A 20,764-nucleotide genomic window follows, 5' to 3' on the forward strand; every position below is an offset into this window, starting at 1 on the left:
GCGTCGGTCACCAGGCGACGGGGCCGAGGCGATCGATGAAGATCCCCGTCGGCCCGTCGGCGTCGATCATCGCGAGCTTGACGATCGGGTCGGTGCCTTCTGTGACCGTGAGCTGGCCGGTGTGATGGTTCATGTCCGTGGCGGCGAACTTGTGGTTGGCGACCTCTCCGGGAGTGACGAGGTTGAATTTGATCTCCGGGAGCGCCTGGGCGTACCGGACGGTGATCATGTTCAGCGCCGCCTTCGACGAGGTGTAGGCGAGCTCGTGCATCTTCGAGACGGGCTGCTCCGGATCGGTCACGACCGCGAAGGAACCGCCGGCGCTGGACACCATCACCACCCGCGGATTGTCCGCCGCCCGCAGCAGGGGCAGGAACGCATGCGTGACCCTGATCGGCCCGTACACGTTGGTGTCGTAGACGGAATGAATCTCGTCGGCCGTCGCTTCTGCCGGCGGGACGGCCCTTCCCGGCGTGCCGGCGTTGTTGATCAGCACATCCAGCCGATCGGTGTGCTCGCGGACGAGCCGTACGGCGTCGGTCACCGACTGGTCCGAGGTCACGTCCAGCGGGACCATGACCACGTTCGCGCCGCCGGCGGTCAGCTTGTCGGCGGCAGCCCGTCCTCGCCCTTCGTCGCGTGAGCCGAGGAAGATCGTCCAGCCCTGTTCCCCGAGCCGGCGGGCCGCCTCGAAGCCGAGCCCCTTGTTGCCTCCGGTGATCAACACAGATGTCTGTTCCGAGTTCGTCATGCCCTCTGAGACGAGATGCCCCGATGGGCTGTGACACGGTGTGAGCGGCCTCACAACGCGAGCGTGTGGGCCGGTATCCATCAGCCAGCCAGTCACCATATTTCGGAGATGTCACTGGTGGGGGTCGCTGTCTCGTCCAGGGGATACAGGCAATCCTCCATCAAGGAGCAGATGATGAACCTCACCCCGCAAGCGGCGGTTTCCGCTGGTCGAGGGCAGTACCGGCTCCTCCTCCCGGGTGCGTCTGGACGAGGCGGCGAGTGCTACGGTCCTAGCGGTGAAGCAGAAGGCCAGAGGGGTGTTCGACATCGTGGACGACGAACCGGCCCCGGTCGGCGAACGGCTGCCGTATCTGGCGGAGGGCGCGGGAGCGAAGCGGCCGAAGCGGCAGGCGGCGGTGACGACGATGACCGGGGGGCGCGGCGCCTCCAACGCCAAGGCCAAGCGGGAGCTCGGCCGGCGGCTGCCGCAGGGTTTCCCGGAGGAGCCGGCATGAGCAGGGCCGAGGAGTTCCAGGAGCTGCGGCCGCTGTTGTTCTCGATCGCCTACCGCATTCTGGGCAGCGTGAGCGAGGCCGAGGACGCGGTCCAGGAGACCTGGCTGCGCTTCGAGGCCGCCCCCGCCGAGCCCAGGTCGGTCAAGGCGTTCCTGTCGGCCACGGTGACCCGGCTCTCGATCGACGTGCTGCGCTCGGCCCGCGTCCGGCGGGAGGAGTACGTCGGGCCGTGGCTCCCCGAGCCACTGCTCGCCGACCCTTACCAGGACCCGGAGCGCTCGGCGGAGCTGGCCGACTCGTTGTCGATGGCGGCCCTGCTCCTGCTCGAACGGCTCAGCCCGCTCGAACGGGCGGTCTTCGTGCTGCGGGAGGTGTTCGACTTCGCCTTTCCCGAGGTCGCGTCGGCCGTGGGGCGCTCGGAGGCGGCGTGCCGCCAGCTTGTGGTGCGGGCGCGGCGCCACATGGCCGCAGGCCGGCCCCGCTTCGAAGCGGACCGCAAAGAGCGAGAGGCGCTGGCGTCGCGGTTCTTCGACGCCCTCCGCGAAGGCGACGTCGCCGGCCTGCGGAACCTGCTGGCCGCCGACGTGTCGATGGTCGGCGACGGCGGCGGCAAGGCCCCGCAGTTGGCCAAGGCCGTCATCGGCGCCCAGAGCGTGGCCCGGCTGCTCGCCTCCGTCTTCCCCCGGATGGCCCGAATCGGCGTCGCCGCGGAGCCGCACGAGATCAACGGCCAGCCGGGCGCGATCTTCCGCGACCGGGACGGCAAGGTGCTCCACACCCTGGCGCTCGACATCCTCGACGGGCAGATCCAGACGATTCGCGCGGTGATCAACCCCGACAAGCTCCGGCATGTGGGCCCAGTGGCCGATGCCTGGGCGATCGACCGCGAAGTAAGACAGGCACGACAGGCACGCCGACCCACCGAATAGCCGCGACAGGCGGGCCGGCGCATCCGGCACGTTGGCGCAGGAGGCGCTGCTGCGCCGCATGGCGGTCCTTGCCGTCACACCAACCTGGGTGAATCCACGGCGGCTCTCGCGCGGTGGGCTCAGCTTCGCGCCTGATCCGGGAAGCTGAGCTTCTCCTTGGCCACGAACTCGGCGAACGTCTGCGGCCTGCGGCCACCCAGCCTCTCGATGTTCTCCGGCCCGTTGTACTTCGCGTACTCCGGCGGCTGGGTGCGGAGGGTGGCCCACAGCTTGGACAGGTGCTCGACCGCATGGGCGTTGATCCGGGTGGCGGCCGCCTCCGCCCAGAACTCGTCGGACACCTCCTGGTACCTGATGTCCCGGCCGAGCCCGTGCGCCAGGGTCGTGACGATCTCCTTCACCGTCAGGACCTGGCCGATCAGCGAGTGGGACGTGCCCGCGGGTACGTCCTCGGCGGTGAGCACACCGGCGGCCACCCGCGCCACATCGTCCCCGGCGACCAGGGGGATCAGGGTGCTGTCGTCGCCGAAGGGCGCCATGAAGACGCCCGAGGCGATCGTCGCGTTCGCCAGGGCGCGGATGTTCTCGAAGAACACGGTTGCGCGCACGTGCGCCGCGCCGATCCCGGCCCACTCGAAGACCTGCTCGGACAGGTAGTTCTCCCGCATGCGCGGCGTCGGCGCGTCCGGGGTCGAGACCAGCATCACCATGTCGACAAGCCGGGTGACTCCGGCGTTGCGCGCCGCCACCGCCATGTTGACTGTCGCGTCGAGCAGGCCGTGCTGGACGGGGTAGGCGAAATAGACGGTGGAGACGCCGTCCACGGCCTTCTGGATCGACGGGAAGTCGAGGAAGTCGCCCACCACCACCTCCGCGCCGAGGCCGCGCAGGTATTCGGCGCGGTCGTCGAGCGTGCGGACCATCGCGCGGACCGGCACGCCGCGCTCCCGCAGCAACTCGGTGACGCGCCGCCCGGTCTTGCCCTGCGTGCCGCCGGCCGCGCCGGTCACGAGCACCGTTCCCTCCACCATGATCCTGCCTCCTTGGCATCACCCCACGCTGGTACCGACCGGTACCAACACTTGGATGCTATGGTACTGCCTGGTACCAGGTCAAGGGGAGGTGCTGTCCGCAGTGGCGGTGTCGAAATCAGAGGGGGAGGCCGCCGGCGAAACACCGGTTCGCCGGCGCATCCTCGAAGCGGCCTTCTCGGCGTTCATGGAGGCCGGCTATACCGAGACCAGCACGCTGGAGATCGCCAAGCGCGCGCGGGTGTCGAAACGGGAGCTCTATGCCCTGGTCGGCAACAAGCAGGAAATGCTCGCGGCCTGCATCCGCGAGCGGGCCGAGCGGATGCAGGCCCCCGCCGAGCTGCCCGAGCCCCGCGACCGCCAGACCCTTGAACGCGCGCTCGTCGCCTTCGGAACGCAGCTCCTGTCCGAAACGACCAACCCCACGGTCATCGCCGTCTTCCGGCTGGCGATCGCCGAAGCGGTGCGCGCGCCCGAGGTCGCCCGCACCCTGGACTCCTTCGGACGCCAGACCGGCCGCGCCGCACTGACTTCGATCATGGACAAGGCCAAGGCGCACGGATTGCTCAACGGCTCCCCGCCAGAGATGGCCGAGCAGTTCGCCGGGCTGCTCTGGGGCGACCTGATGATCAGCCTGCTGCTCCGTACCGCCGACTCGCCGGACCCCGAGGAGATCACCCGGCGAGCCCGCAGCGCGGCGACCGCTTTCCTCCAGGCGTTCATCGGAGCCGGACAATCCGGATAGGACCTCGCGGCCGGGCTCGGCCTCCGCGGCGACACCGCCGCGGAGCCCGAGGCCGGGCGCGGCCCGGCCGAGGTTCGGCATCGCCCCTGGCGCCGAGCTCGCCGGCGAGGGGATGACAAATGATCAAGGGCCGGGTCTCCGATTTGGAGAACCGGCCCTCTGCCTGGGAAAACCCAGTCGGGGTGGCGGGATTTGAACCCACGGCCTCTTCGTCCCGAACGGAGCCAGCGAATCCGGCCGATCAGGGAGATCAAGGAACGGCCTGGTAGAACCCTAAATGCGAGTAAATTTTGCGAAATCCTGGGGCGTCTCGATAAACCTCAATCAAGATCGTTTCTCCCAGATTTCTCCCACGCTCTCCCGCCCCGATGTGACGGCGAGGCCTTACTCGATAGGCACTCTGATCTCGGCCACCTCGGCCGGGATCACCTCCGCGTCGCTGTCGAGTCGCTCGATCACGAACACAGGGGCGCCGGGGGTCACGGCGAACTCCTCCGCTTCCATCTCGGTGGCGGAGCGAGCCGTGATTCTCATGCCGGGCTCGGCGGTGATGGTCTGGCGGCCGTGGGCGACGTAGCTTCCGCGGTTGCGCACGGTGTAGACCAAGCCGAGCGAGCGCAGATGTGAGATCGCCTGTAGCACGGTGTTCCGCGCCACGCCGTACTCCTGTTCCAGATGTACCACGGACGGAAGTCGGCGCCGTGGCTGCCATTCGCCTGCGTCGATCCGGGCCCGGATCTTCGCAGCCACCTGCATATACACAGGAATCTCCGACTCGTGATCGATCACGCCTGAACCGTAGGCGCGATAACCGTTAGGTCCCGGTTCGGCTCAACTTACCGGGTGAAACCTAAACCATCATGGGGTGAAACCTGCGATGGACCCTAGACTACTCATCAGTAACGCTTTACGGTCTGGCACATGGCCCTCCTACCGAATTCGCTTCACGGGATCGGACTCGACCACGAGCTGGGCGTCGACGAGACCTCGCTCCCGCGAGCGCAGTGCAGGCACTGCCAGCTCGACATCATCGAGATCAGGCCGGACGTATGGCGTTCCGACACGGGCGACGTGCGCGAGGACCGGATCAAGTGCACGGCCGCGCCGGCCCCGGACCAGCACCACGCCCCACGGCGTCGCGACCGGACGTGAGTGTGCGGTGGCGGTATCGACCTTCATCTACCGCGGCCGAATCGTGCCGTACGTGACCAGGTGGTCAGCCGAGGTCCTCGATGAGAGACAGCCGATCTACCGGAACGGCCGGCTCACCTACTCCGACCCGCTCCCGTCTGATTGGCGGCACGGCGCACTGTGGCGACGCGATGGCATCGCTCGCGGGCGGGGTACGCCTGAATGGCGCAGCGTGCACAGCGCTCGGCAGCTCCGGTGCATGGAACGCCGCCTGTGCCAGGTGTGCGCCAGGACCGCCTACGCCCAGGGGCGGATCTGGTGGCTGCTGCCTCGCCGCGAGTCGGAGGCCTCGCTGGCGGATGCGCGCCCCTGGACCACGACCCCGCCCACCTGCCGCTCCTGCATCCGGTTGGCCATGGAGGAGTGCCCGATCCTGCACCGGGATGGCGCCGTGACGGCCAGCGTCCTGGACGTCACGGTGTACGCGTTGACCGGTGACATGTTCCGGCCGAACCGGGCCGAGCCGATCGAGTGGGGCGTTGCCGTACCACTGGGCTGGGCGCAGGCCCTGCGCAACCTCCGAGCGACGCAACTCGGCGTCCTCTTGATCGACCTCCGCGAGGAGGTCATCACCTGAGACACCGGCCGCCGGCGACACGCTGAAGGCGGCGGCCGGTCCTGGTGGCCCCGCGGCGCTTGGGAGGGCCTCGGGGTTGAGGAACCTGCGGACAGCCGTTGGCGGTACCCGCGAGTAACTTAGCTGGACGCTTCGGCAGGTCGTCCTATGGTTGATCATTGCCGTTCAAGATCTGGACGTACGGCGTGTGTCCGCTTGTTACCGGGCGCTAGGTGATGTGCCTACGGTCGTCGGTCATGCCTGCGGAGTTTTTGTCTGATGAGCAGAGGACGGCGTACGCGAGGTTCAACGAGATGCCGTCGCTGCCGGACCTGGAGAAGTTCTTCTTCCTGGACGCGTTCGACCGGGAAGTGATCGCGCGCTCGCGCCAGGATTCGCATCGCCTCGGCGTGGCGATCCAGATCGGGACGGTCCGGCACAAAGGTCTGTTCCTGGAGGATCCGCTGGAGGTGCCGTGGCCGGTGGTGGACTACCTGGCCGAACAGTTGGGTATCGGGGACCCGTCGCAGGTGAAGCGGTACGGCGAGCGGCCCAAGACGGTCTATGAGCATGCGTGGATGATCCGGGATGTCTACGGCTACCACGGCTTCGATGATCGGGAGTCGTGGGAGGGCCGGGTGCTGTCGAAGCGGTTCTTGACGTTCCTGCACGGGCGGGCGTGGACGCATGCCGAGGGGCCGACGGCGTTGTTCGATCAGTCGGTGGCGTGGCTGCGCCGGCATCGGGTGCTGCTGCCGGGGGTGACGGTGCTGGAGCGGCTGGTCGGCTCGGTGCGGGAGCGGGCTGATGAGCGCCTGTATGCGACGGTGACGCGTCAGGTGGAGCGCGCTGATGCGGGGTTGCCGCGGGCGTTGTCGGGGCTGCTGGTGGTTCCTGAAGGTGCGCGGATTTCGGAGTTGGAGCGGTTGCGGCAGGCTCCTAAGCGGCAGTCGGGCACGGAGATGGCCAAGGCGCTCAAGCGGGTGGACGACATCGCGGCGTTCCGGCTGGGGCGGGTGCGGGTGGACAAGGTGCCGGTGCGGCGGATGAAGACGCTGGCCAAGTACGGGGCGGGCACCAAGGCGCCGCTGCTGGCCCGGCTGGCCGAGCCACGCAAGACGGCCACGATGCTGGGGGTGACCCGGTCGTTGGAGGCCGAGGCGATCGACGACGCGCTGGATCTGTTCGCGCTGCTGATGGCCACCCGGTTGATCTCGCCGGCGCGGCGCAAATCGACGGGCGAGCGGCTGGTGATGCTGCCGAAGCTGGAGAAGGCCTCCAAGTTGCTGTCGCGGGCGGGCCGGGTCCTGGTGGAGCGGCTGGACCTGGTCGCCGAAGTGGGTGCCGATCTGGATGTGGCGGCGTTGTGGACGGCGGTCGCCGACCAAGCGGGCGCGAGCAAGCAGCAGGTGCTGGCCGCGCTGGAGCAGGTCGAAGAGCTCGTGCCGGAAGACGACGGGGCCGCGGAGGCGGCGCTGCGCGCCGCGCTGGTGGACAAGTACAACACCGTCCGGCCGTTCTTGAAGCTGCTGGGGGAGTCGAAGGCGCTGGAGGCTGCGGCCGGAGGCCGCAAGGTGCTGGCCGCGGTACGGCGCCTGCCGGAGCTGGCGCGCCGGCACGTTTCGCGCAAGCCGCTGCTGCCGAAGGAGATCGACGTCTCGCTGGTGAGCGCGGCGTGGAAGCGGCCGGTCTTCGCCAACCCCGACCTGCCGGCGGGGGCGGTCGATCGTGACGCCTACGCGGTGTGCGTTCTGGAAGCCCTGTTTCGCGCGCTGCAGGTGCGGGACGTGTTCGCCACGCCGTCGCTGCGCTGGGCCGACCCGCGCGCCCACCTGCTGGACGGGGCGGCTTGGGAGGCGATCAGCGAGGACGTGCTCGCCTCGCTGTCACTCACCGATCCGGTCGAGGCGCACCTGGACGCCAAGCTGCTGGCGCTGGATGCGGCGTGGAAGCAGATGGCCGGCCGTCTCGAGGAGGCCGGTGACGACGCCCTGGTGCGGGTGGTCACCCCGGCCGATGGGCACGCCCGGTTGTCGGTGGAAAAGCTCGGGGCGCTCGGTGAGTCGCCGTCGCTGAAGTGGCTGCGCACGGCCTGCCAGGCGATGCTGCCCCGCATCGACCTGCCCGAGCTGCTGCTGGAGGTGCACTCCTGGACCGGCTTCCTGGACGCCTACTCGCATCTGGCCGACATCTCCACCCGCATGCACGACCTGCCGAGATCGCTGGCGGCGCTGCTGATCAGCGAGGCCTGCAATGTCGGCCTCACTCCGGTGATCAAGGACGGGGACGAGGCGCTCACGCGCGGCCGGCTCTCGCACGTCGATCAGAACTACGTGCGCGCTGAGACTCACGCCGCGGCCAACGCGATCCTGATCGAGGCCCAGCGCGGTGTGTCGATCGTGAAGTTGTGGGGTGGCGGGCTGCTGGCCTCGGTCGATGGGTTGCGCTTCGTCGTTCCGGTGCAGACGATCAACGCCGCTCCCTCGCCGAAGTACTTCGGCTACAAGCGCGGTCTGACGCTTTTGAACGCCGTCAATGATCAGGTGATGGGGATCGGGCAGGTGGTCGTCCCCGGCACGCCGCGCGACTCGCTGTACATCTTGGACTGCCTGATCAACATCGACGCCGGGCCGAAACCCGAGCTGGTCACGACGGACCAGGCGTCCGAGAGCGACATGGTGTTCGGGATCTTCTCCATGCTCGGCTACCGGTTCGCGCCCCGCTTCGCCGATCTGGGCGATCAGCGGTTCTGGCGCGCTGAGCTGCCCGACGGGACGGCGCCGGCGTACGGGCCGTTGGAGGCGATCGCCCGCAACAAGATCAACCGGAGCAAGATCCATACCCAATGGGCGGACATGACCCGGGTCGCCGGATCGCTGGTGACCAACCAGGTCCGCGCCTACGACCTGCTGCGCATGTTCGCCCGTAACGGGCGCCCGACTCCGCTCGGGCAGGCGTTCGCCGAGTACGGGCGGATCGACAAGACCCTGCACCTGCTGTCCATCCTGGACCCGATCGACGACACCTACCGGCGCAAGCTCAACAAGCAGCTCACCGTGCAGGAATCCCGGCACCGGCTGGCCCGCAAGATCTGCCACGGCAACGGCGGGAAGATCCGTCAGGCCTACCGCGAAGGACAAGAAGACCAACTGGCGGCTCTGGGCCTTGTCGTCAACGCGGTCGCGCTGTGGAACTCCAAGTACCTGTCGGCCGCCGTCGACCGGCTGCGCGCCGAAGGCGTCCCGGTCAAAGACTCCGACGCCGCCCGGCTCAGCCCGCTGGGTCACGCCCACCTCAACGTCCTGGGCCGCTATGCCATCTCCTCCTCCGCGCCGGCCGAAGGACTGCGGCAGCTCGGCGAGATCCCCGACGTGCCTGAGGTCGACGGCGGCGTGGACGAGGAGGGCGTGTAGCGACGGCGATCGCGGCCGCTGCCATTCTGATGAAACGTGAACCGGACTCCTTGCCTTCGTGCCTGACAGGCCTTCGAGCCGCTGACCAGCTAGTTCGCTTGACAACACCAGATAACAGGGGCTGCCCCCTTCACCCCGCGCGATGATCTGCACGTGCTGGCCGCGCCCTTCGCACGCGGCCTGCAGGCCCTGGTCGATGCCCGGGTCAGCGCGGGCGCCAGGCGTGTCCAGCCACGAGGGGGATCACGGCGAGGCTGGCGAGCATCCAGGCGGCGGCGTAGCCGAAGGCCACCGCCGGGGACACGGTCGCCCACAGCAGCCCGACCACGGCGGAGGAGAGCAGGTCACCGCCGGCCTGGACGATGCCGAGCAGCCCGAACCCGCTGCCCCGCAACCGGTCCGGCAGCGCCCGCGCCACCAGCGTGGACTCGGCCGTCTCGGCCAGACCGATCCCGACGCCGGCCAGGGCGAACGCGGCCACCAGCAGCGGCCAGCCGCCGATGCCGGCGGCCAGCGCGGCGTAGGCCAGCACGTAGGCGGCGGCGCCGGCGGCGAACACCGGGCGCGGGCCGGCCCGGTCGATCAGCGCCCCGCCCGCCAGCGACGCGGCGGCGGCGACGGCGTTGTGACCGGCGTAGATCAGGATGGCCAGCGAGGTGGCGGCGGCCAGGTCCCGGCCATCGGTGTGCAGCAGGCCGGTGGCGCGCAGGATCAGCAGGGTGGTGGCGATGTTGCCGCATTCGAACATGGCGACCGGCAGCAGCGCCCGCCCAAGGCCGGCCTGGCGCAGCTCGGCCACGTTCAGCCGCAGCCGGCGCCGTCCCTGGGGCGCGCGCACCGCCCGGCCCGCCTCGCGGGCGGCGATGCTGATCGCGATGGCGGCCAGCAGCCCCGGCAGCGCGGCCAGCAGCAGCGTGTGCCGCAGCCCGACCACCGCGACCAGGGCGGCGGCCAGCAGCGGGCCGGCCACCGCGCCCAGGTTGTCCCCGGCCCGTTCCAGCCCGTAGGCGCGCCCGTAGCCGGTACGCGGGGCCAGCACCCCGAGCAGCGCGTCCCGCGACGGCGAACGCAGCCCGCGGGCCACCCACGAGCCCGCCCGCAAGATCGCCACCTGCCACACCGCGGCGGTCAGCCCGATCGCGCCGCCGAGCAGCGCGGTGCCCAGATAGCCGCCACGAGCCAGCCGGGCCCGCATCGGCGGATCATCGGCCAGCGGCCCACCGGCCAGCTTCGACACCCCGATCAGCGCATCGGAGGCGCCCTCGATCAGCCCGAGGGCGCCCGGCCCGGCGTGCAGCGTCGTGGTGAGAAAGGACGGCAGCACCGCGGTGGTGATCTCGTGGCCGGCGTCGGAGAAGAAGCTGGCCGCGCCGACCCCCGCCACCCCGGGCGTCAGCCACCGATCCTGCCGGGCCTCGCCGGGCGCTGCGGCGTCCTCGTCCGCATGGCTGGCCGGGTCGCTGGTGTCGCTGGTGGGGTTCTCCTCAGATGTCATGCGTGTTCTCCTTCAGCAAGGGGCGGCGCGGGAGCGGCGAACGTCGGAGACGCGGAGCAGTCCGGTCGGCGGATGGGGGCCTGTCGGGCGTGAGGGGATCCGGTCGGCGACCCACCAGCAGCCCAGCCCGAAGCCGAGGCCGGCGATCACGTCAGCCGGCCAGTGCACGCCCAGCGCCACCCGGCACAGCCCGACCGTCACCCCGGCCGCCGCCGGCACCGTCCACCGCGCCGGCGCGGGCAGCCCGGCGGCGCGGACGATCGCTCCGGCGGCCAGAACGGCGAGGGCGGTGTGCTTGGACGGCAGGCTGTAGCCCTCGGCCGGGGCCAGCCGGGCGCACTGCGGCGGGCGGGGACGGCGAACCAGCTCGCAGCACAGGCGCCGCACAGCCCCGCTCGCGCACACCACCGCCACCAGCCGCAGTGGCCCATCACCGGCCTGTTCGCCGGCCCGTACGACTCGCGGGCGGGCCGTCACGCCCGCCACGGCAGCCGCCGCGGCCACAGCGGCCAGCGGATAAGCGAGCTTGGGGTCGCCGAGCGCGCCGACCACCCGGGCGGCGGCCACCATCGCGGGGCTGCGGCGCCGCCACACACCCGCGGCCAGCGCCCGATCGGCCCGCACCAGGCACGCGGCCGCACCCACCAGCCCCGCCCCCAGCATGCCGCGGGCCACGCCCGGGCGGCGGCGCAGATCACGGTCCCGGTCGATGGCGGTCGAGGCTACGACGGACCTGCGTGGCCGCAAGGACGTCATCCGGTCACGGCGCGGGCCAGGGCCATCCCGCACACCCCGCCGCCGAGCCCGGCCATCACACTCGCCAGGACGTTGGCCAGCGCCGCGAAGCGCGAGCCGTCCTGGGCCAGGCGCAGCGTCTCATAGCTGAAGGTGGAGTAGGTGGTCAGCGTTCCGCAAAAACCGACCCCGGCGGCGGCCATCACCGCAGCATCGGCGGGCAAGGCGGCCAGGAAGCCCAGCGCCAGGGAACCGCACACGTTGACGGCGAAGGTGCCCCACGGAAACACGGTGTCGTGACGGGCCTGGACGAAACGATCGGCCAGGTAGCGCAGCGGCGCACCCAGCGCCGCACCGAGCGCCACAAGCAGGATCGTCATCGGGGCTGCTCCGCGCCGGTACGGCCGACGTAGCGGATCACTTCGACCGGGTCGATGATGACCAGCCCCTCGGTGACCAGCTCGTCCAGTTGAGGCAGGAAGGCACGGATCTTCTCGCCGGCGTCCACGATGATGATCGCCAGCGGCAGGTCTTCCGACAGCGACAGGATGCGGCTGGTGTGGACGCGGTTGGAGGCGCCGTAGCCTTCCATGCCGCGAAAGACGCTGGCGCCGGCCAGCCCGGCCTGGTGGGCGCGGTGCACGATCTCGTGATACAGCGGCCGGTGGTGCCAGATGTCGGTGTCGCCGACGAACACGGTCAGCCGGAGCGCGGACCCTTCCAGCTTCATGCCTGCCTCCTTCGCCCGGCCCGGCGGGCCACGGTACGTGTCGCCGCGCTGCCCGCCCATACCGCTGCCAGCGCCATCACCGGCGTGGCCACCAGATACAGCAGCGCCTCACGCGGGGCACCGGCCGTCAGCAACTGGCCGGTATCGACGATGTAGGTGGAGAACGTGGTGAATCCGCCCAGCACGCCCACACCCAGCAACGGCCGCACCCACGCAGGCGCGTCCCAGACTTCGGTGATGGCCACCATCAGCACCCCGATCAGCAGACAGCCGCAAACATTGACAGCGAACGTCGTCCACGGGAACTCGCCGGGAAAACGCGGGAAGGCCACCCCCAGCCCGTAGCGGGCCAGCGCACCCAGCACACCGCCCAGCGAGATCACCGCCAGCGTCGCCAATGGGGCACGGCGCAGCTCAGCACGCTGAGCGGGCACACGCAAATCGACATCGGCGTCCACCGGACGCTCCACCTCACGACGGGACACTCCAAGCCTCCTACCGGCATGACGACCACACCTGGTAGGGACCGTTGGCGGCCGAAAGCCACGGTTACCCGCCGCCGGACGGCAGCGAGGCGGTGGGCCCCACCACCGCGACCTCCCCACAGGGGAGATTCCCCCCGAGTCTACCGATCAGCCAGATCTTGCCAGTACCGGACCCTCCTGCCACCGCCCTGCGACGACGGCGCCACGGGTACGGCGCCCAGCACAGTAGCCCTGCCCTGGCCACCGTCATCGGGGTTATCGCCGGTGAGCACGCCATCCCTGGGCACCCCCTGGATGCGGTCAGGGCCCACGCGGTGCGCGGGCCCTGATCCACTGTGGGGTTGCTGGGTTACGCGGTGGCGGGCTGGAGGAGTTCGATCTCGATGGCCAGCACGCCGAGCGCTTCCTTTTCCGGGCCGTAGATGCGGCGGATGTTGGCCAGCTGCTGCTCGCGGGGGCTGTCGGGGTTGACGTTGGCCGGGCCCTCGGCGTCGAGCATCTCCTCGAACGAGGCGTACCGGCTCACGCGCTTGACCCGGGTGAGGGCGTCGTCGCGGCCGCACACGAACCGGATGTGATCTCCGGTCTTGAGGTTGCGCAGGTTGGGGTACTGCACGCGGACTTCGATGGTTTTGCGGCCGTCGGCGACCAGGTCGAAGTAGCGGCGGTAGAGGTTCATCTCGCGGGCGCGCACGCCCGGGCTGCTGGCGGGGCGGGCAATCATGATCTTGTCCAGTTCGGCGGTGGTGTAGGAGCGGTAGAAGTGCTTGGGGTCGGCGAGCATCTTGCTGACCAGCCAGACCAGGGCGTCGACGTAGGAGTCGGTGTCGCCCTCCCACGCGGTGACATCCAGCATCCACGCCCGAGCGCCGGGAGGCGGGGCGACCTTCCCCTCCCGGATCAGGGACTTCGACAGTTTCGCGCCGGTGTCGGTGAGCACCATCGGCGTGAAGATCCTCGGTGGTGGAGGCAGGCCGGGCAGCTGGGCGAAAGCCTCGTCGACGAGTTGGCAGCCGAACGCCCAGTCGCCTCCCTTGACCATCACCGACAGGGTGACGTGGTCGCGGGCGGCCAGGCGTTCCTTGACCAGGTTCCGGTACAGGGTGGCCAGGTCCAGGTAGGTCGTGGTGGTGTCGGCGCTGACCGCGACCTCGTAGTCGCCGTGGTCGGTGCAGACGGCGGCGAAGTCCGCGCCTCCCGACCCGGCGCGCAGCAGCTGTGTGCGCTCGGCCCGCTTCTCCGCCCAGCCGCATTCGGGGCACGGCAAGCGCAGGTGGACCTGGCCGTGGGAGGGGGCCAGCGGCCAGCGGATCTGATCCAGCCGTCCGAGGGTGGCCAGGAACTCGTGCCGGAAGGCCGGTGAGGCCTGCTGGTCGGAGTAGGTCTCGATCTCGTAGTCGACGCCGGTCGCATCCGCCAGGGAGTCGAACATGGCGCGGTAGTACTTGCCGAGGAGGTCCTCGATACCGTCAGCGCCCAGGGCGTGGAAGTAGGTCTGCTGGTAGGCGTGGTGGGTCTCGGGATCGAGGCGAATGTCGTACGGCGCGTTGTCCAGCGCTCCGAACCGGACCACGGTGTCGACGCCGAAGGCCCGCTTGGTCTGCTTGGCCAGCAGGAACGCGGCCGTCTGCACCAGCGAGGTGCCCAGGTGCGGGGCTCCGTTGATCTGGGTGCCAACGCAGAAGGCGACCCGGTCCGGTCCCATCGCCTGAAGCCGGGGGCGCACCATGTCCACCGAGCGGAGCATCGCGTTGGCCAGCACGTTGTTCGGGCTGATGATCTCCACACTGGCCTCCAGGTCAGGCTGGGACGGGGAGCTGGGCGAGGATGAAGTCGACCCGCCGGGCGGCGTCGTCGGCGGGCACGAAGATCGGCCGGTAGCCGGCGTCGTAGTAGCCCTGGATGATCAGTTCATGGACGCGGCGGATCTCGCGCTCCTTGGCCCACACCAGGTCGTCTTCGGAGTCGAAGTCGTCCAGCGGGTCCAGCACGAACACCGCGTCGTAGCGGTAGACGCGCGATGCCTCCTCCAGTTCGGCATACGGGCCCAGGCCGAAGAAGGCGTCCCAGCCGTATCCGTCGGGGATGCCCCGGTTGTAGAACCGCAGCCCGAAGGTGTGGTCGCAGAACTCGGCGACGAACGCTTCCAGCACATCGCGGGAGTAGGCGCGGCGATCGCCCACCTGCAGGTGGCGGCCGAGCCGGTCGCGGTGCTTGCGGTAGATCTCCCGCGCGAACTCGCCCTGGCTGGCGGGAATGCCCCGCTCGTGCAGCTCGGCGAACACGCCCTCCTTCCCCGAGGAAGGGCCGCCGGTGATGACGTAGCGGCGGGGCGAGGTGGAGGGGTCGAGAAGCTGGTCGAGACTCATGCCGGTTGTTCTTCCTGTTCGAGGCCAAACCCGGTGAGGGAATGGCCGGTGAGTGCCTGCCGCCAGGTCGCGGTGAGCTCGCTGCCGCCGCGGGCGGCGGTCAAGGCGGAGGTGAAGTCGGGCAGGCTCGCCTCGGGGTCGGCGAGCTCGGCCAGGAGCAGCTCCTGGGCGGGCGTCAGCTCCGGTGTCCATCCGGCCGAGGCGGCGATCTGCGCGGGGCCCAGAGCAGGGCCGAGGTCAGCCGCCGTGTGCAGCAGCACGTGGCCGTAGCAGGCCCGGTAGGACGCGGCGGCATGCAGCACCTGGGCGTGCCGCCACAGCGACCTGTCGGCGGCCGCTCGCAGGGTCGGCTGGTCGGCGGCCATGCTGACCAAGGCGGCGAGGCCGAGGAGTTCGGCGCGCAGCAGGTAGACCGTGCCCCACAAGGCGGCCAGGGCCTGCTGGTGCTCGGCCGCCTCCCAGGCGAACACATCGGCTGGGAGCACCAAGGGGCCGCGGGCGGGCTGCAGCACGGGCGCGATCAGACGGGCGGCGTCGCCGGCGCGGGCGAGTTGCCCGGTGAGGAGATCCCGGATCTTCGGTTCGATCCGTTTGCGGAAGTGGTGGAGTTCGTAGCCGGCGACCCGAGCCGCCGCCTCACGGCGCACGGTCAGCCTCGCGCCCGCAGTCGACGGGTCGATGCCCAGCAGCAGCCGAGCCGCGGGCGCGAGCTCGTGGTTCAGCCGGTCCAGTTCCTCGCGCAGCGCCGCCTCCAGCGCGCGGGCCAGGCTGGCCCGGTCGCCGAGGTCGCCGGCCCGCGCCCGGACTGCGGGCAGGGCCAGCAGATGCGGGCCTGCCCGGTCGGGGTGAACCGGCAGCCCGTACCGCACGATCGCACGCATCTCCTCGGCGAGCTCCGGCAGCGAGCTGTCCTCCTGATCAGGAAGGGAGATCTCGGAAGGGGTCATGACCCCAGCATCTCACAAGATGCCCACAAAAAGCCCACTCGATGGCCCAGAAAATGCCCATCACGGATCCGTGCATCCGTTCATCTAACGACCGTTTGACGAACACGCGCCAGACACACACCCAGGAGGCCCCCGAACCTGGCCCGAACGTTCATTTTGCCGTTCATTTTCCAGTACGGTTCATCTACCTCATGCAGGACGTTTGATGAACGGAAGGCGGTCACCATGGCGCTCATCGGCCTGGTCCGGGTCAGCACCGACAAGCAGAAGACCAGGCGGCAACACGACGCCCTCGACCCCATCTGCCTGAAGGTGTTCGAGGAGAAGATCAGCGGCAAGCTCGCCACCGACGACCGGCCCGCACTGCTGGAGGCGCTGTCCTACATCCGCGACGGGGACATGCTGACCGTCCAAGAGGTCGACCGTCTCGGCCGTAACCTCCTCGAAGGGCTCATCGTCCTCAACGACCTGTTCCAGCGCGGCATCGCGGTCAAGGTGCTGGAGGGCATCGCGGCCGGCGAGCACACCGAGCGCTCCCTGATTCTCGACCTGGCCCTGGCCCTGTCAGAGGACCGGCGCCGTGACATCGTCCGCAAGACCAAGGACGGCCTGGAGGCGGCCCGCCGCCGCGGTCGGGTCGGCGGCCGCCGCCCCGTGGTCGACGACGACAAACGCGCCGCCATCCTCGCCCGCCGCCAGCGCGGCGAATCCATCCGCACCATCGCCGCCGGCGTCAAGGTCTCCATCGGCGTCGTCCACAAGACCCTCGCAGACGCCAAGGATTCGTAGGCCGCCCCGGCAGCCACCCGGATCGGAACGGCGAGTGGCGGTAAGCCGGGCCCCGACGCCTCGCTAACGCCACTGTCCGTTTCCATTGCTGCTCGCCCCCCCACCCTCGTGGGACGGCTGACGCCAAACCCCAACCCCGACAAGCCGGCCGCCGGCCGCTTGCGTACGCCGACCAGCCGGCGGGCCCGCGGCTACAACCGGCCGGTCAGGTCTCGCCAGACTTGGCGCACCTCGGCGGACAACCCGCGCTTGCTCTCAAGGGCTGTCCCGCCGTTGCTCGGCGTGAGCCGGATGAAGTACTCCCCGCCCTCGCTCATCAGCTCCAGCTCGGCCGCTCCCACCGTGGCGAAGTCGACCACGCGCGGCCGAGGCGACCGGCACCCGTACGGGTCCCACTTCAAGCTCTCGACCGCCATCACGGGTCCCTCGTCGGACCTGTCACGCCTGGCGCCCATGCACCAACGGTAAACCCATGGCCCGACCTGCGGAAGCGAATTGGAGCGCCCGCGTCCGATCAAGCCGAACCCGGACTTGCCCGCCGCATTCATCACGAACCGCAATCGTGATCACTCACACAGCTACTTTGGGGCTGGGGACACCTTCAGGAGCGGACAGCCGTGGCACCCACCGCCACGCGCTGACCTGCAGCTTGCTCCTTCACGTCACTACCCGGCGAATGGGGTTCCCGGATCATACGACGACCCCGCTGAGGCCTCCAGCTAAGTTACTCGCTGGTACCGCCAACGGCTGTCCGCAGGTTCCTCAACCCCGAGGACCTGGCGGCCGTGCGCGCCGGCGAGCTCGTGCTCTCGGCCGGTCGGCTCGTGGTCGCCGAGGTGGACGAGATCCCGGCCGATGAGCAGGACACGGCGCCGATGCCGGCGATCGCCGCGGCGGCGATGAGCGAGGCTGCGCACTGGGCCCAGCGCTTCGTGCCCTTGCAGGTACCCGGCCAGGTACCCGAGGTACCTGAGGATGAAGCGCTGCAGATCCGGGCCGCTGCCACGTTCCGACCCGAGCTGGAACGCGGGCGCGTGCCGGGGGTGAAGCGGATCAAGACCACGCTCAACGTGGGCCAGCCGAAGGCGCAGGAGGTACGGGCCTACCTGCGGACCGCGGCCGCCCGGGCCTGACCGTACCCGGGCACGACGAAAGGGCCCCCGCTCCTTCGGGAGCGGGGGCCCTACGTGTGCCCGGCCGGGGCTACCCGCCTACGGCGGTGCGTGTGGCCCTGGTGCCCAGCCGTGGTGCGGCACCAGGGGTGTTACCTCAATGGGGCGGGGGGCCAGGGCCCGCTTCCGGTTGCGGGAACCGGCCAGCACGTACGCCACGGGCGACGGCTGATCTACCCATCCCTGAGCGGCCCCCTATCGGGAGTCCTTCGGCGTACGGGCGCGCGTACGCCTGGCGCGGATCTTAATACGGCCGGCGCTGCGCTGGCACCAGTGGCACGCCCTCGGCGTTCCGCGGAGTGGCCACGGGGGTGACGACCCGGTGAATGCTCCGGAACGTCACACCCATGATCACCACGTCAATGGCGCGCTCGACGTCGGCGGCGTCGATCTCGCCCCACTCCGGCGGCACCCACCCGAACGCGACGGCCGCGCGGATGAGGCCGAGCAGGATGAGCGCAACGGCCGCGCGCAGCAGCAGCGGCTGCCGGGCGTTGATCTTCTTCAGCATGGCGATCCCCTCAGACGAAGGTGGAAAACAGGAAGCAGGCCCATGCAGGAGCTGGTGGCTACGGAGAGGGCCAGGGTCGGGAAGCGCCGGGTACTGCTCGCCGGCGCGCATGAGGTATTGCAGGATGGCGCCGTGGTTCACGACGTCTCCGGCGGCCGCCAGGACCAGGTCATGTTCCAGGTGGCGCGATCGACCCGGCCGGTCACGGGCAGGCCGGTGGCGCGCTGGTAGCCCTTGCAAACGGTGCGGGACTGCGGGCCGTACCAGCCGTCGACATCGATGGTCCAGCCGCGGCGGGCCATTCGTTCCTGCCAGGTCTCGACGTCCTCGCCGTGCATCATCGGGTCGGTGACCTCCAGGACGCGGCCGGGGAACAGGGCCACGTCGCCATCCCACCTGACCTTCGGCACGGGCTTGGGCGCGGCCGCGCCCGGACGGGGCGCGCCCTCCTGAATCCACTCGTACAGCCGGTCGCCGGGGCATTCGGTGGCGTACCCGTCGCGGTGGCCGGCGATCTCCCGGCCGGCGCGGCCGTGGGCGCGCAGGTAGGCGATGGCGTCCAGGATGCCGTGCAGCATGCCCGGCGGCGGGACCACCAAGCCGGAGGTGCCGACCAGGCCGAGTACGGCGTAGTGCCCGGAGTTCAGGCCGGGCCCGTTCGCGGCCGGCAGGTTGTTCGGGCCGCGCCCGACGAACACACGCCGGTGTGGACAGCAGGCATAGGTGTACCCGATGTCCATCCAGCCGTTACCGTCCTGGTGCTGCTTTTGGATCTGGCGGACCAGCGCCTCGCACCGGTCGTGATCCTCGACGATCGCGGGGTCGACCCGGCCGCCGGTGTAGTGGATCTTCACCCCGCGCGGGCGCGGCATCCCGTCGTAGCGGCCGCGCGCAGGTCGCGCGCCCCACTCGCGGCGGGTCACGAGATCGATCGACATTCAGCCTCCTCCTACGACCGACAGGGCGGCCTGGATGATCTGGGCGGCTATGGACAGGAACGCGGTGAGCAGGGCGCTGACGACCATCCGCCGGTCGGCCTGGCGGCGGTCGGCCTCGGCACGCCGCTCCGCCACGTGGCTTTCCTGCTCGGCGCGCAATGCCTCGCGCAGCTCGGTGATGTCCTCGACCATGGCCACGCGTTGCACCTCGTACAAATCCCGCGTGACCATTAGGGCCATGGAGGCGGACAGCTCGGCGAAGCGGGCTTTCGTGTCGGCCTCGAAGCGCTCGATGGTCCGCGTGATCTCGCCGAGGCTCGGTTCGCTCGCAGGCATGGGCATGGGCCCCCTCTCTGTGCTGTCCGGATGCGGCCACGCCGGGGCGTCATCCTGACGATCACCTCGGGCGTCTCATGAGCACCGCCGACCACAGGAGAGAGTGCAGCAGTGTCTCAGCCGCAGCCGCCCGCGCAGTACGGGCACCAGCCGCAGTACGGGCAGCCGATGCCGTATCACCCTCCGGCGCCCCCCGCGCCTCCGGTGCAGCACACGCAGCCGGTGGCGTACCCGCCGGTGGTCCCGATGCCGTACCCGCCCCAGGTGCTGCCGCCGCAGGGGTACCCGGTGCCCCCGGCCGGATACATGCCCATGCACGTGGGCCACGCCTCGCAGGTACAGCAGGTACGGCAGGTCGGTATGAGCGTGACCCGCCCGGCCTGGTCGCTGGGCGAGATCATGATCGTCGTGATCACCTGCGGCCTGGCGTGGCCACTGGTGTGGCTCGCCCGCCGCGGGAAGACCACCTACACCACCCACCGCTAGAACTTCTCCAGGCTCATCCAGGAGCCCTGCTTGAGGATCGTCGCGGTGGCGTTGGCGGCGTTCTGTGCCCACTGCAGCCGCAGGGTGCCGGGGGCGGCGCTGGTGACGAGGGTGCCCTTGAACCAGATCGGGCTGAACGCACCCACCCCGCACCCGAACTCGGTGAAGCCCGCACCGGCCCCTCCGGAGAGGTTGAACCACTGGAAGGTCGGCATCTTCAACTGGCTGTCCGTGGTGGCGCCGATCTGGTAGCCGAGCACGCTGAAGAAGATGTTGGTGTTGGTCGGGCCGGTGAAGCACATCTTGAAGTCGCCGGCGGCGCTGCTGGTCACCCACAGGTACATCTCGAATCGGTAGGTGCTGTTGGCCTCGACCGGCAGGAACAGGTGGTCGTCATCCTGGTAGGTGATGGAGTTGCCGACCAGCTCGTCATTGGTCTTGGTGGCCATCAGCCGATCGAGGCCCTGGGGCACCCACGCGCCCGCCTTGTAGACCAGGAACTTGCCGGTGTCGGTCTCGTAGATGTGCCAGCCCTCGCCCGGGCTCAGCGGCCGGGTGGTACTGGTGCAGCGGATGATGACCTGCTGCATCAGGTAGGTGTTGACGTCGCCGGCGGTCAGCACGTCGAACGGGGCCCAGGTCTTAAAGGGCATGTCGGG

Annotated in this window: 25 protein-coding genes; 9 read left to right on the plus strand and 16 right to left on the minus strand. The window is 69.9% G+C overall.

Features of this window, described 5'->3' with window-relative positions; translation table 11 throughout:
• Positions 1–7: 7 nt before the first annotated feature.
• A complete protein-coding gene (locus tag HNP84_RS35805) occupies positions 8–805 on the minus strand; it encodes an SDR family NAD(P)-dependent oxidoreductase (RefSeq protein WP_312926507.1) in 798 nt (265 codons plus the stop codon).
• 223 nt (positions 806–1,028) lie between these two features.
• Between HNP84_RS35805 and HNP84_RS35810 the strand changes: the two genes are divergently transcribed.
• Positions 1,029–1,247 (plus strand): Rossmann-fold NAD(P)-binding domain-containing protein, encoded by a 219-nt coding sequence (locus HNP84_RS35810; RefSeq protein ID WP_185054451.1) that lies wholly within the window; start codon positions 1,029–1,031, stop codon positions 1,245–1,247.
• Positions 1,244–2,176: an RNA polymerase sigma-70 factor gene (locus HNP84_RS35815; protein ID WP_185054452.1), complete on the plus strand. Its 933-nt coding sequence runs from the start codon at positions 1,244–1,246 to the stop codon at positions 2,174–2,176. Before HNP84_RS35810 ends, HNP84_RS35815 begins: the two co-directional genes overlap by 4 nt.
• A gap of 119 nt (positions 2,177–2,295) precedes the next feature.
• On the opposite strand, the gene HNP84_RS35820 is transcribed toward HNP84_RS35815, so the two are convergent.
• Entirely contained in the window at positions 2,296–3,207 is a 912-nt protein-coding gene (locus HNP84_RS35820; protein WP_185054453.1) for an NmrA family NAD(P)-binding protein, read from the minus strand.
• Between the two features lie 91 nt (positions 3,208–3,298).
• Between HNP84_RS35820 and HNP84_RS35825 the strand changes: the two genes are divergently transcribed.
• Positions 3,299–3,952, plus strand: a complete 654-nt coding sequence (locus tag HNP84_RS35825) for a TetR/AcrR family transcriptional regulator (protein ID WP_185054454.1) — start codon at positions 3,299–3,301, stop codon at positions 3,950–3,952.
• Positions 3,953–4,336: 384 nt separating this feature from the next.
• Here the strand turns inward: HNP84_RS35825 and HNP84_RS35830 are convergent, their stop codons facing one another.
• A complete protein-coding gene (locus HNP84_RS35830) occupies positions 4,337–4,741 on the minus strand; it encodes a GntR family transcriptional regulator (protein ID WP_185054455.1) in 405 nt (134 codons plus the stop codon).
• Between the two features lie 132 nt (positions 4,742–4,873).
• Here HNP84_RS35830 and HNP84_RS35835 point away from each other — a divergent pair, with 132 nt between their 5' ends.
• From HNP84_RS35835 to HNP84_RS35845, 3 genes are all read left to right on the plus strand, one after another.
• Entirely contained in the window at positions 4,874–5,104 is a 231-nt protein-coding gene (locus HNP84_RS35835) for a hypothetical protein (protein ID WP_185054456.1), read from the plus strand.
• Positions 5,105–5,342: 238 nt separating this feature from the next.
• Positions 5,343–5,720 carry a hypothetical protein gene (locus HNP84_RS35840; RefSeq protein ID WP_185054457.1) on the plus strand — a complete coding sequence of 126 codons (378 nt, stop codon included), beginning with the start codon at positions 5,343–5,345 and terminating at the stop codon, positions 5,718–5,720.
• 236 nt (positions 5,721–5,956) lie between these two features.
• Positions 5,957–9,112: a Tn3 family transposase gene (locus HNP84_RS35845; protein ID WP_185054458.1), complete on the plus strand. Its 3,156-nt coding sequence runs from the start codon at positions 5,957–5,959 to the stop codon at positions 9,110–9,112.
• Between the two features lie 205 nt (positions 9,113–9,317).
• Here the strand turns inward: HNP84_RS35845 and HNP84_RS35850 are convergent, their stop codons facing one another.
• The 8 genes from HNP84_RS35850 to HNP84_RS35885 form a co-directional block, all read right to left on the minus strand.
• Positions 9,318–10,607 carry an MFS transporter gene (locus HNP84_RS35850; protein ID WP_185054459.1) on the minus strand — a complete coding sequence of 430 codons (1,290 nt, stop codon included), beginning with the start codon at positions 10,605–10,607 and terminating at the stop codon, positions 9,318–9,320.
• Between the two features lie 12 nt (positions 10,608–10,619).
• Complete coding sequence (locus HNP84_RS35855) at positions 10,620–11,354, minus strand: phosphatase PAP2 family protein (protein ID WP_185054460.1); 735 nt, start codon at positions 11,352–11,354, stop codon at positions 10,620–10,622.
• 5 nt (positions 11,355–11,359) lie between these two features.
• Positions 11,360–11,722, minus strand: a complete 363-nt coding sequence (gene crcB, locus HNP84_RS35860) for a fluoride efflux transporter CrcB (RefSeq protein ID WP_185054461.1) — start codon at positions 11,720–11,722, stop codon at positions 11,360–11,362.
• Positions 11,719–12,072: a DUF190 domain-containing protein gene (locus HNP84_RS35865; protein ID WP_185054462.1), complete on the minus strand. Its 354-nt coding sequence runs from the start codon at positions 12,070–12,072 to the stop codon at positions 11,719–11,721. Before HNP84_RS35865 ends, crcB (HNP84_RS35860) begins: the two co-directional genes overlap by 4 nt.
• On the minus strand, positions 12,069–12,530 hold the full coding sequence (gene crcB / locus HNP84_RS35870) for a fluoride efflux transporter CrcB (protein WP_312926510.1): 462 nt from the start codon (positions 12,528–12,530) through the stop codon (positions 12,069–12,071). Before crcB (HNP84_RS35870) ends, HNP84_RS35865 begins: the two co-directional genes overlap by 4 nt.
• Positions 12,531–12,906: 376 nt before the next feature.
• Entirely contained in the window at positions 12,907–14,343 is a 1,437-nt protein-coding gene (locus HNP84_RS56400) for an ASCH domain-containing protein (protein ID WP_312926511.1), read from the minus strand.
• A gap of 13 nt (positions 14,344–14,356) precedes the next feature.
• Positions 14,357–14,926, minus strand: a complete 570-nt coding sequence (locus HNP84_RS35880; protein ID WP_185054464.1) for an AAA family ATPase — start codon at positions 14,924–14,926, stop codon at positions 14,357–14,359.
• Positions 14,923–15,873: a serine/threonine-protein kinase gene (locus HNP84_RS35885; RefSeq protein WP_185054465.1), complete on the minus strand. Its 951-nt coding sequence runs from the start codon at positions 15,871–15,873 to the stop codon at positions 14,923–14,925. Before HNP84_RS35885 ends, HNP84_RS35880 begins: the two co-directional genes overlap by 4 nt.
• Positions 15,874–16,098: 225 nt before the next feature.
• On the opposite strand from HNP84_RS35885, the gene HNP84_RS35890 reads away from it, so the two are divergent.
• Entirely contained in the window at positions 16,099–16,662 is a 564-nt protein-coding gene (locus HNP84_RS35890) for a recombinase family protein (RefSeq protein WP_185054466.1), read from the plus strand.
• Between the two features lie 191 nt (positions 16,663–16,853).
• Here the strand turns inward: HNP84_RS35890 and HNP84_RS35895 are convergent, their stop codons facing one another.
• Positions 16,854–17,117, minus strand: a complete 264-nt coding sequence (locus HNP84_RS35895) for a hypothetical protein (protein WP_185054467.1) — start codon at positions 17,115–17,117, stop codon at positions 16,854–16,856.
• Between the two features lie 330 nt (positions 17,118–17,447).
• Between HNP84_RS35895 and HNP84_RS35900 the strand changes: the two genes are divergently transcribed.
• Positions 17,448–17,795 carry a hypothetical protein gene (locus tag HNP84_RS35900; protein WP_185054468.1) on the plus strand — a complete coding sequence of 116 codons (348 nt, stop codon included), beginning with the start codon at positions 17,448–17,450 and terminating at the stop codon, positions 17,793–17,795.
• Positions 17,796–18,078: 283 nt separating this feature from the next.
• On the opposite strand, the gene HNP84_RS35905 is transcribed toward HNP84_RS35900, so the two are convergent.
• The 3 genes from HNP84_RS35905 to HNP84_RS35915 all read right to left on the minus strand — a co-directional run bounded on the left by HNP84_RS35905 (position 18,079) and on the right by HNP84_RS35915 (position 19,619).
• Positions 18,079–18,345: a hypothetical protein gene (locus tag HNP84_RS35905; protein WP_185054469.1), complete on the minus strand. Its 267-nt coding sequence runs from the start codon at positions 18,343–18,345 to the stop codon at positions 18,079–18,081.
• Between the two features lie 137 nt (positions 18,346–18,482).
• Entirely contained in the window at positions 18,483–19,283 is an 801-nt protein-coding gene (locus HNP84_RS35910) for a peptidoglycan recognition protein family protein (RefSeq protein WP_185054470.1), read from the minus strand.
• The gene (locus HNP84_RS35915; protein WP_185054471.1) at positions 19,284–19,619 is read right to left on the minus strand and encodes a hypothetical protein; all 336 of its coding nucleotides are present in this window, start codon (positions 19,617–19,619) and stop codon (positions 19,284–19,286) included. It abuts the gene before it with no gap.
• 111 nt (positions 19,620–19,730) lie between these two features.
• Here HNP84_RS35915 and HNP84_RS35920 point away from each other — a divergent pair, with 111 nt between their 5' ends.
• A complete protein-coding gene (locus tag HNP84_RS35920) occupies positions 19,731–20,105 on the plus strand; it encodes a hypothetical protein (RefSeq protein ID WP_185054472.1) in 375 nt (124 codons plus the stop codon).
• Here the strand turns inward: HNP84_RS35920 and HNP84_RS35925 are convergent.
• A complete protein-coding gene (locus tag HNP84_RS35925; protein WP_185054473.1) occupies positions 20,102–20,758 on the minus strand; it encodes a hypothetical protein in 657 nt (218 codons plus the stop codon). The two genes, HNP84_RS35920 and HNP84_RS35925, sit on opposite strands and share 4 nt — an antisense overlap.
• Positions 20,759–20,764 lie beyond the last annotated feature (6 nt).

It is taken from the genome of Thermocatellispora tengchongensis (assembly GCF_014202315.1).
GTDB lineage: Bacteria > Actinomycetota > Actinomycetes > Streptosporangiales > Streptosporangiaceae > Thermocatellispora > Thermocatellispora tengchongensis.

Excerpts from the sequence above, each read along its gene's own strand:
- HNP84_RS35815 (WP_185054452.1), top strand. The coding sequence starts at position 1,244 with ATGAGCAGGGCCGAGGAGTTCCAGGAGCTGCGGCCGCTGTTGTTCTCG.
- HNP84_RS35820 (WP_185054453.1), bottom strand. The coding sequence starts at position 3,207 with ATGGTGGAGGGAACGGTGCTCGTGACCGGCGCGGCCGGCGGCACGCAG.
- HNP84_RS35835 (WP_185054456.1), top strand. The coding sequence starts at position 4,874 with ATGGCCCTCCTACCGAATTCGCTTCACGGGATCGGACTCGACCACGAG.
- HNP84_RS35840 (WP_185054457.1), top strand. The coding sequence starts at position 5,343 with ATGGAACGCCGCCTGTGCCAGGTGTGCGCCAGGACCGCCTACGCCCAG.
- HNP84_RS35845 (WP_185054458.1), top strand. The coding sequence starts at position 5,957 with ATGCCTGCGGAGTTTTTGTCTGATGAGCAGAGGACGGCGTACGCGAGG.
- HNP84_RS35850 (WP_185054459.1), bottom strand. The coding sequence starts at position 10,607 with ATGACATCTGAGGAGAACCCCACCAGCGACACCAGCGACCCGGCCAGC.
- crcB (WP_185054461.1), bottom strand. The coding sequence starts at position 11,722 with ATGACGATCCTGCTTGTGGCGCTCGGTGCGGCGCTGGGTGCGCCGCTG.
- HNP84_RS35865 (WP_185054462.1), bottom strand. The coding sequence starts at position 12,072 with ATGAAGCTGGAAGGGTCCGCGCTCCGGCTGACCGTGTTCGTCGGCGAC.
- HNP84_RS35880 (WP_185054464.1), bottom strand. The coding sequence starts at position 14,926 with ATGAGTCTCGACCAGCTTCTCGACCCCTCCACCTCGCCCCGCCGCTAC.
- HNP84_RS35885 (WP_185054465.1), bottom strand. The coding sequence starts at position 15,873 with ATGACCCCTTCCGAGATCTCCCTTCCTGATCAGGAGGACAGCTCGCTG.
- HNP84_RS35890 (WP_185054466.1), top strand. The coding sequence starts at position 16,099 with ATGGCGCTCATCGGCCTGGTCCGGGTCAGCACCGACAAGCAGAAGACC.
- HNP84_RS35895 (WP_185054467.1), bottom strand. The coding sequence starts at position 17,117 with ATGGGCGCCAGGCGTGACAGGTCCGACGAGGGACCCGTGATGGCGGTC.
- HNP84_RS35905 (WP_185054469.1), bottom strand. The coding sequence starts at position 18,345 with ATGCTGAAGAAGATCAACGCCCGGCAGCCGCTGCTGCTGCGCGCGGCC.
- HNP84_RS35910 (WP_185054470.1), bottom strand. The coding sequence starts at position 19,283 with ATGTCGATCGATCTCGTGACCCGCCGCGAGTGGGGCGCGCGACCTGCG.
- HNP84_RS35915 (WP_185054471.1), bottom strand. The coding sequence starts at position 19,619 with ATGCCTGCGAGCGAACCGAGCCTCGGCGAGATCACGCGGACCATCGAG.
- HNP84_RS35925 (WP_185054473.1), bottom strand. The coding sequence starts at position 20,758 with ATGCCCTTTAAGACCTGGGCCCCGTTCGACGTGCTGACCGCCGGCGAC.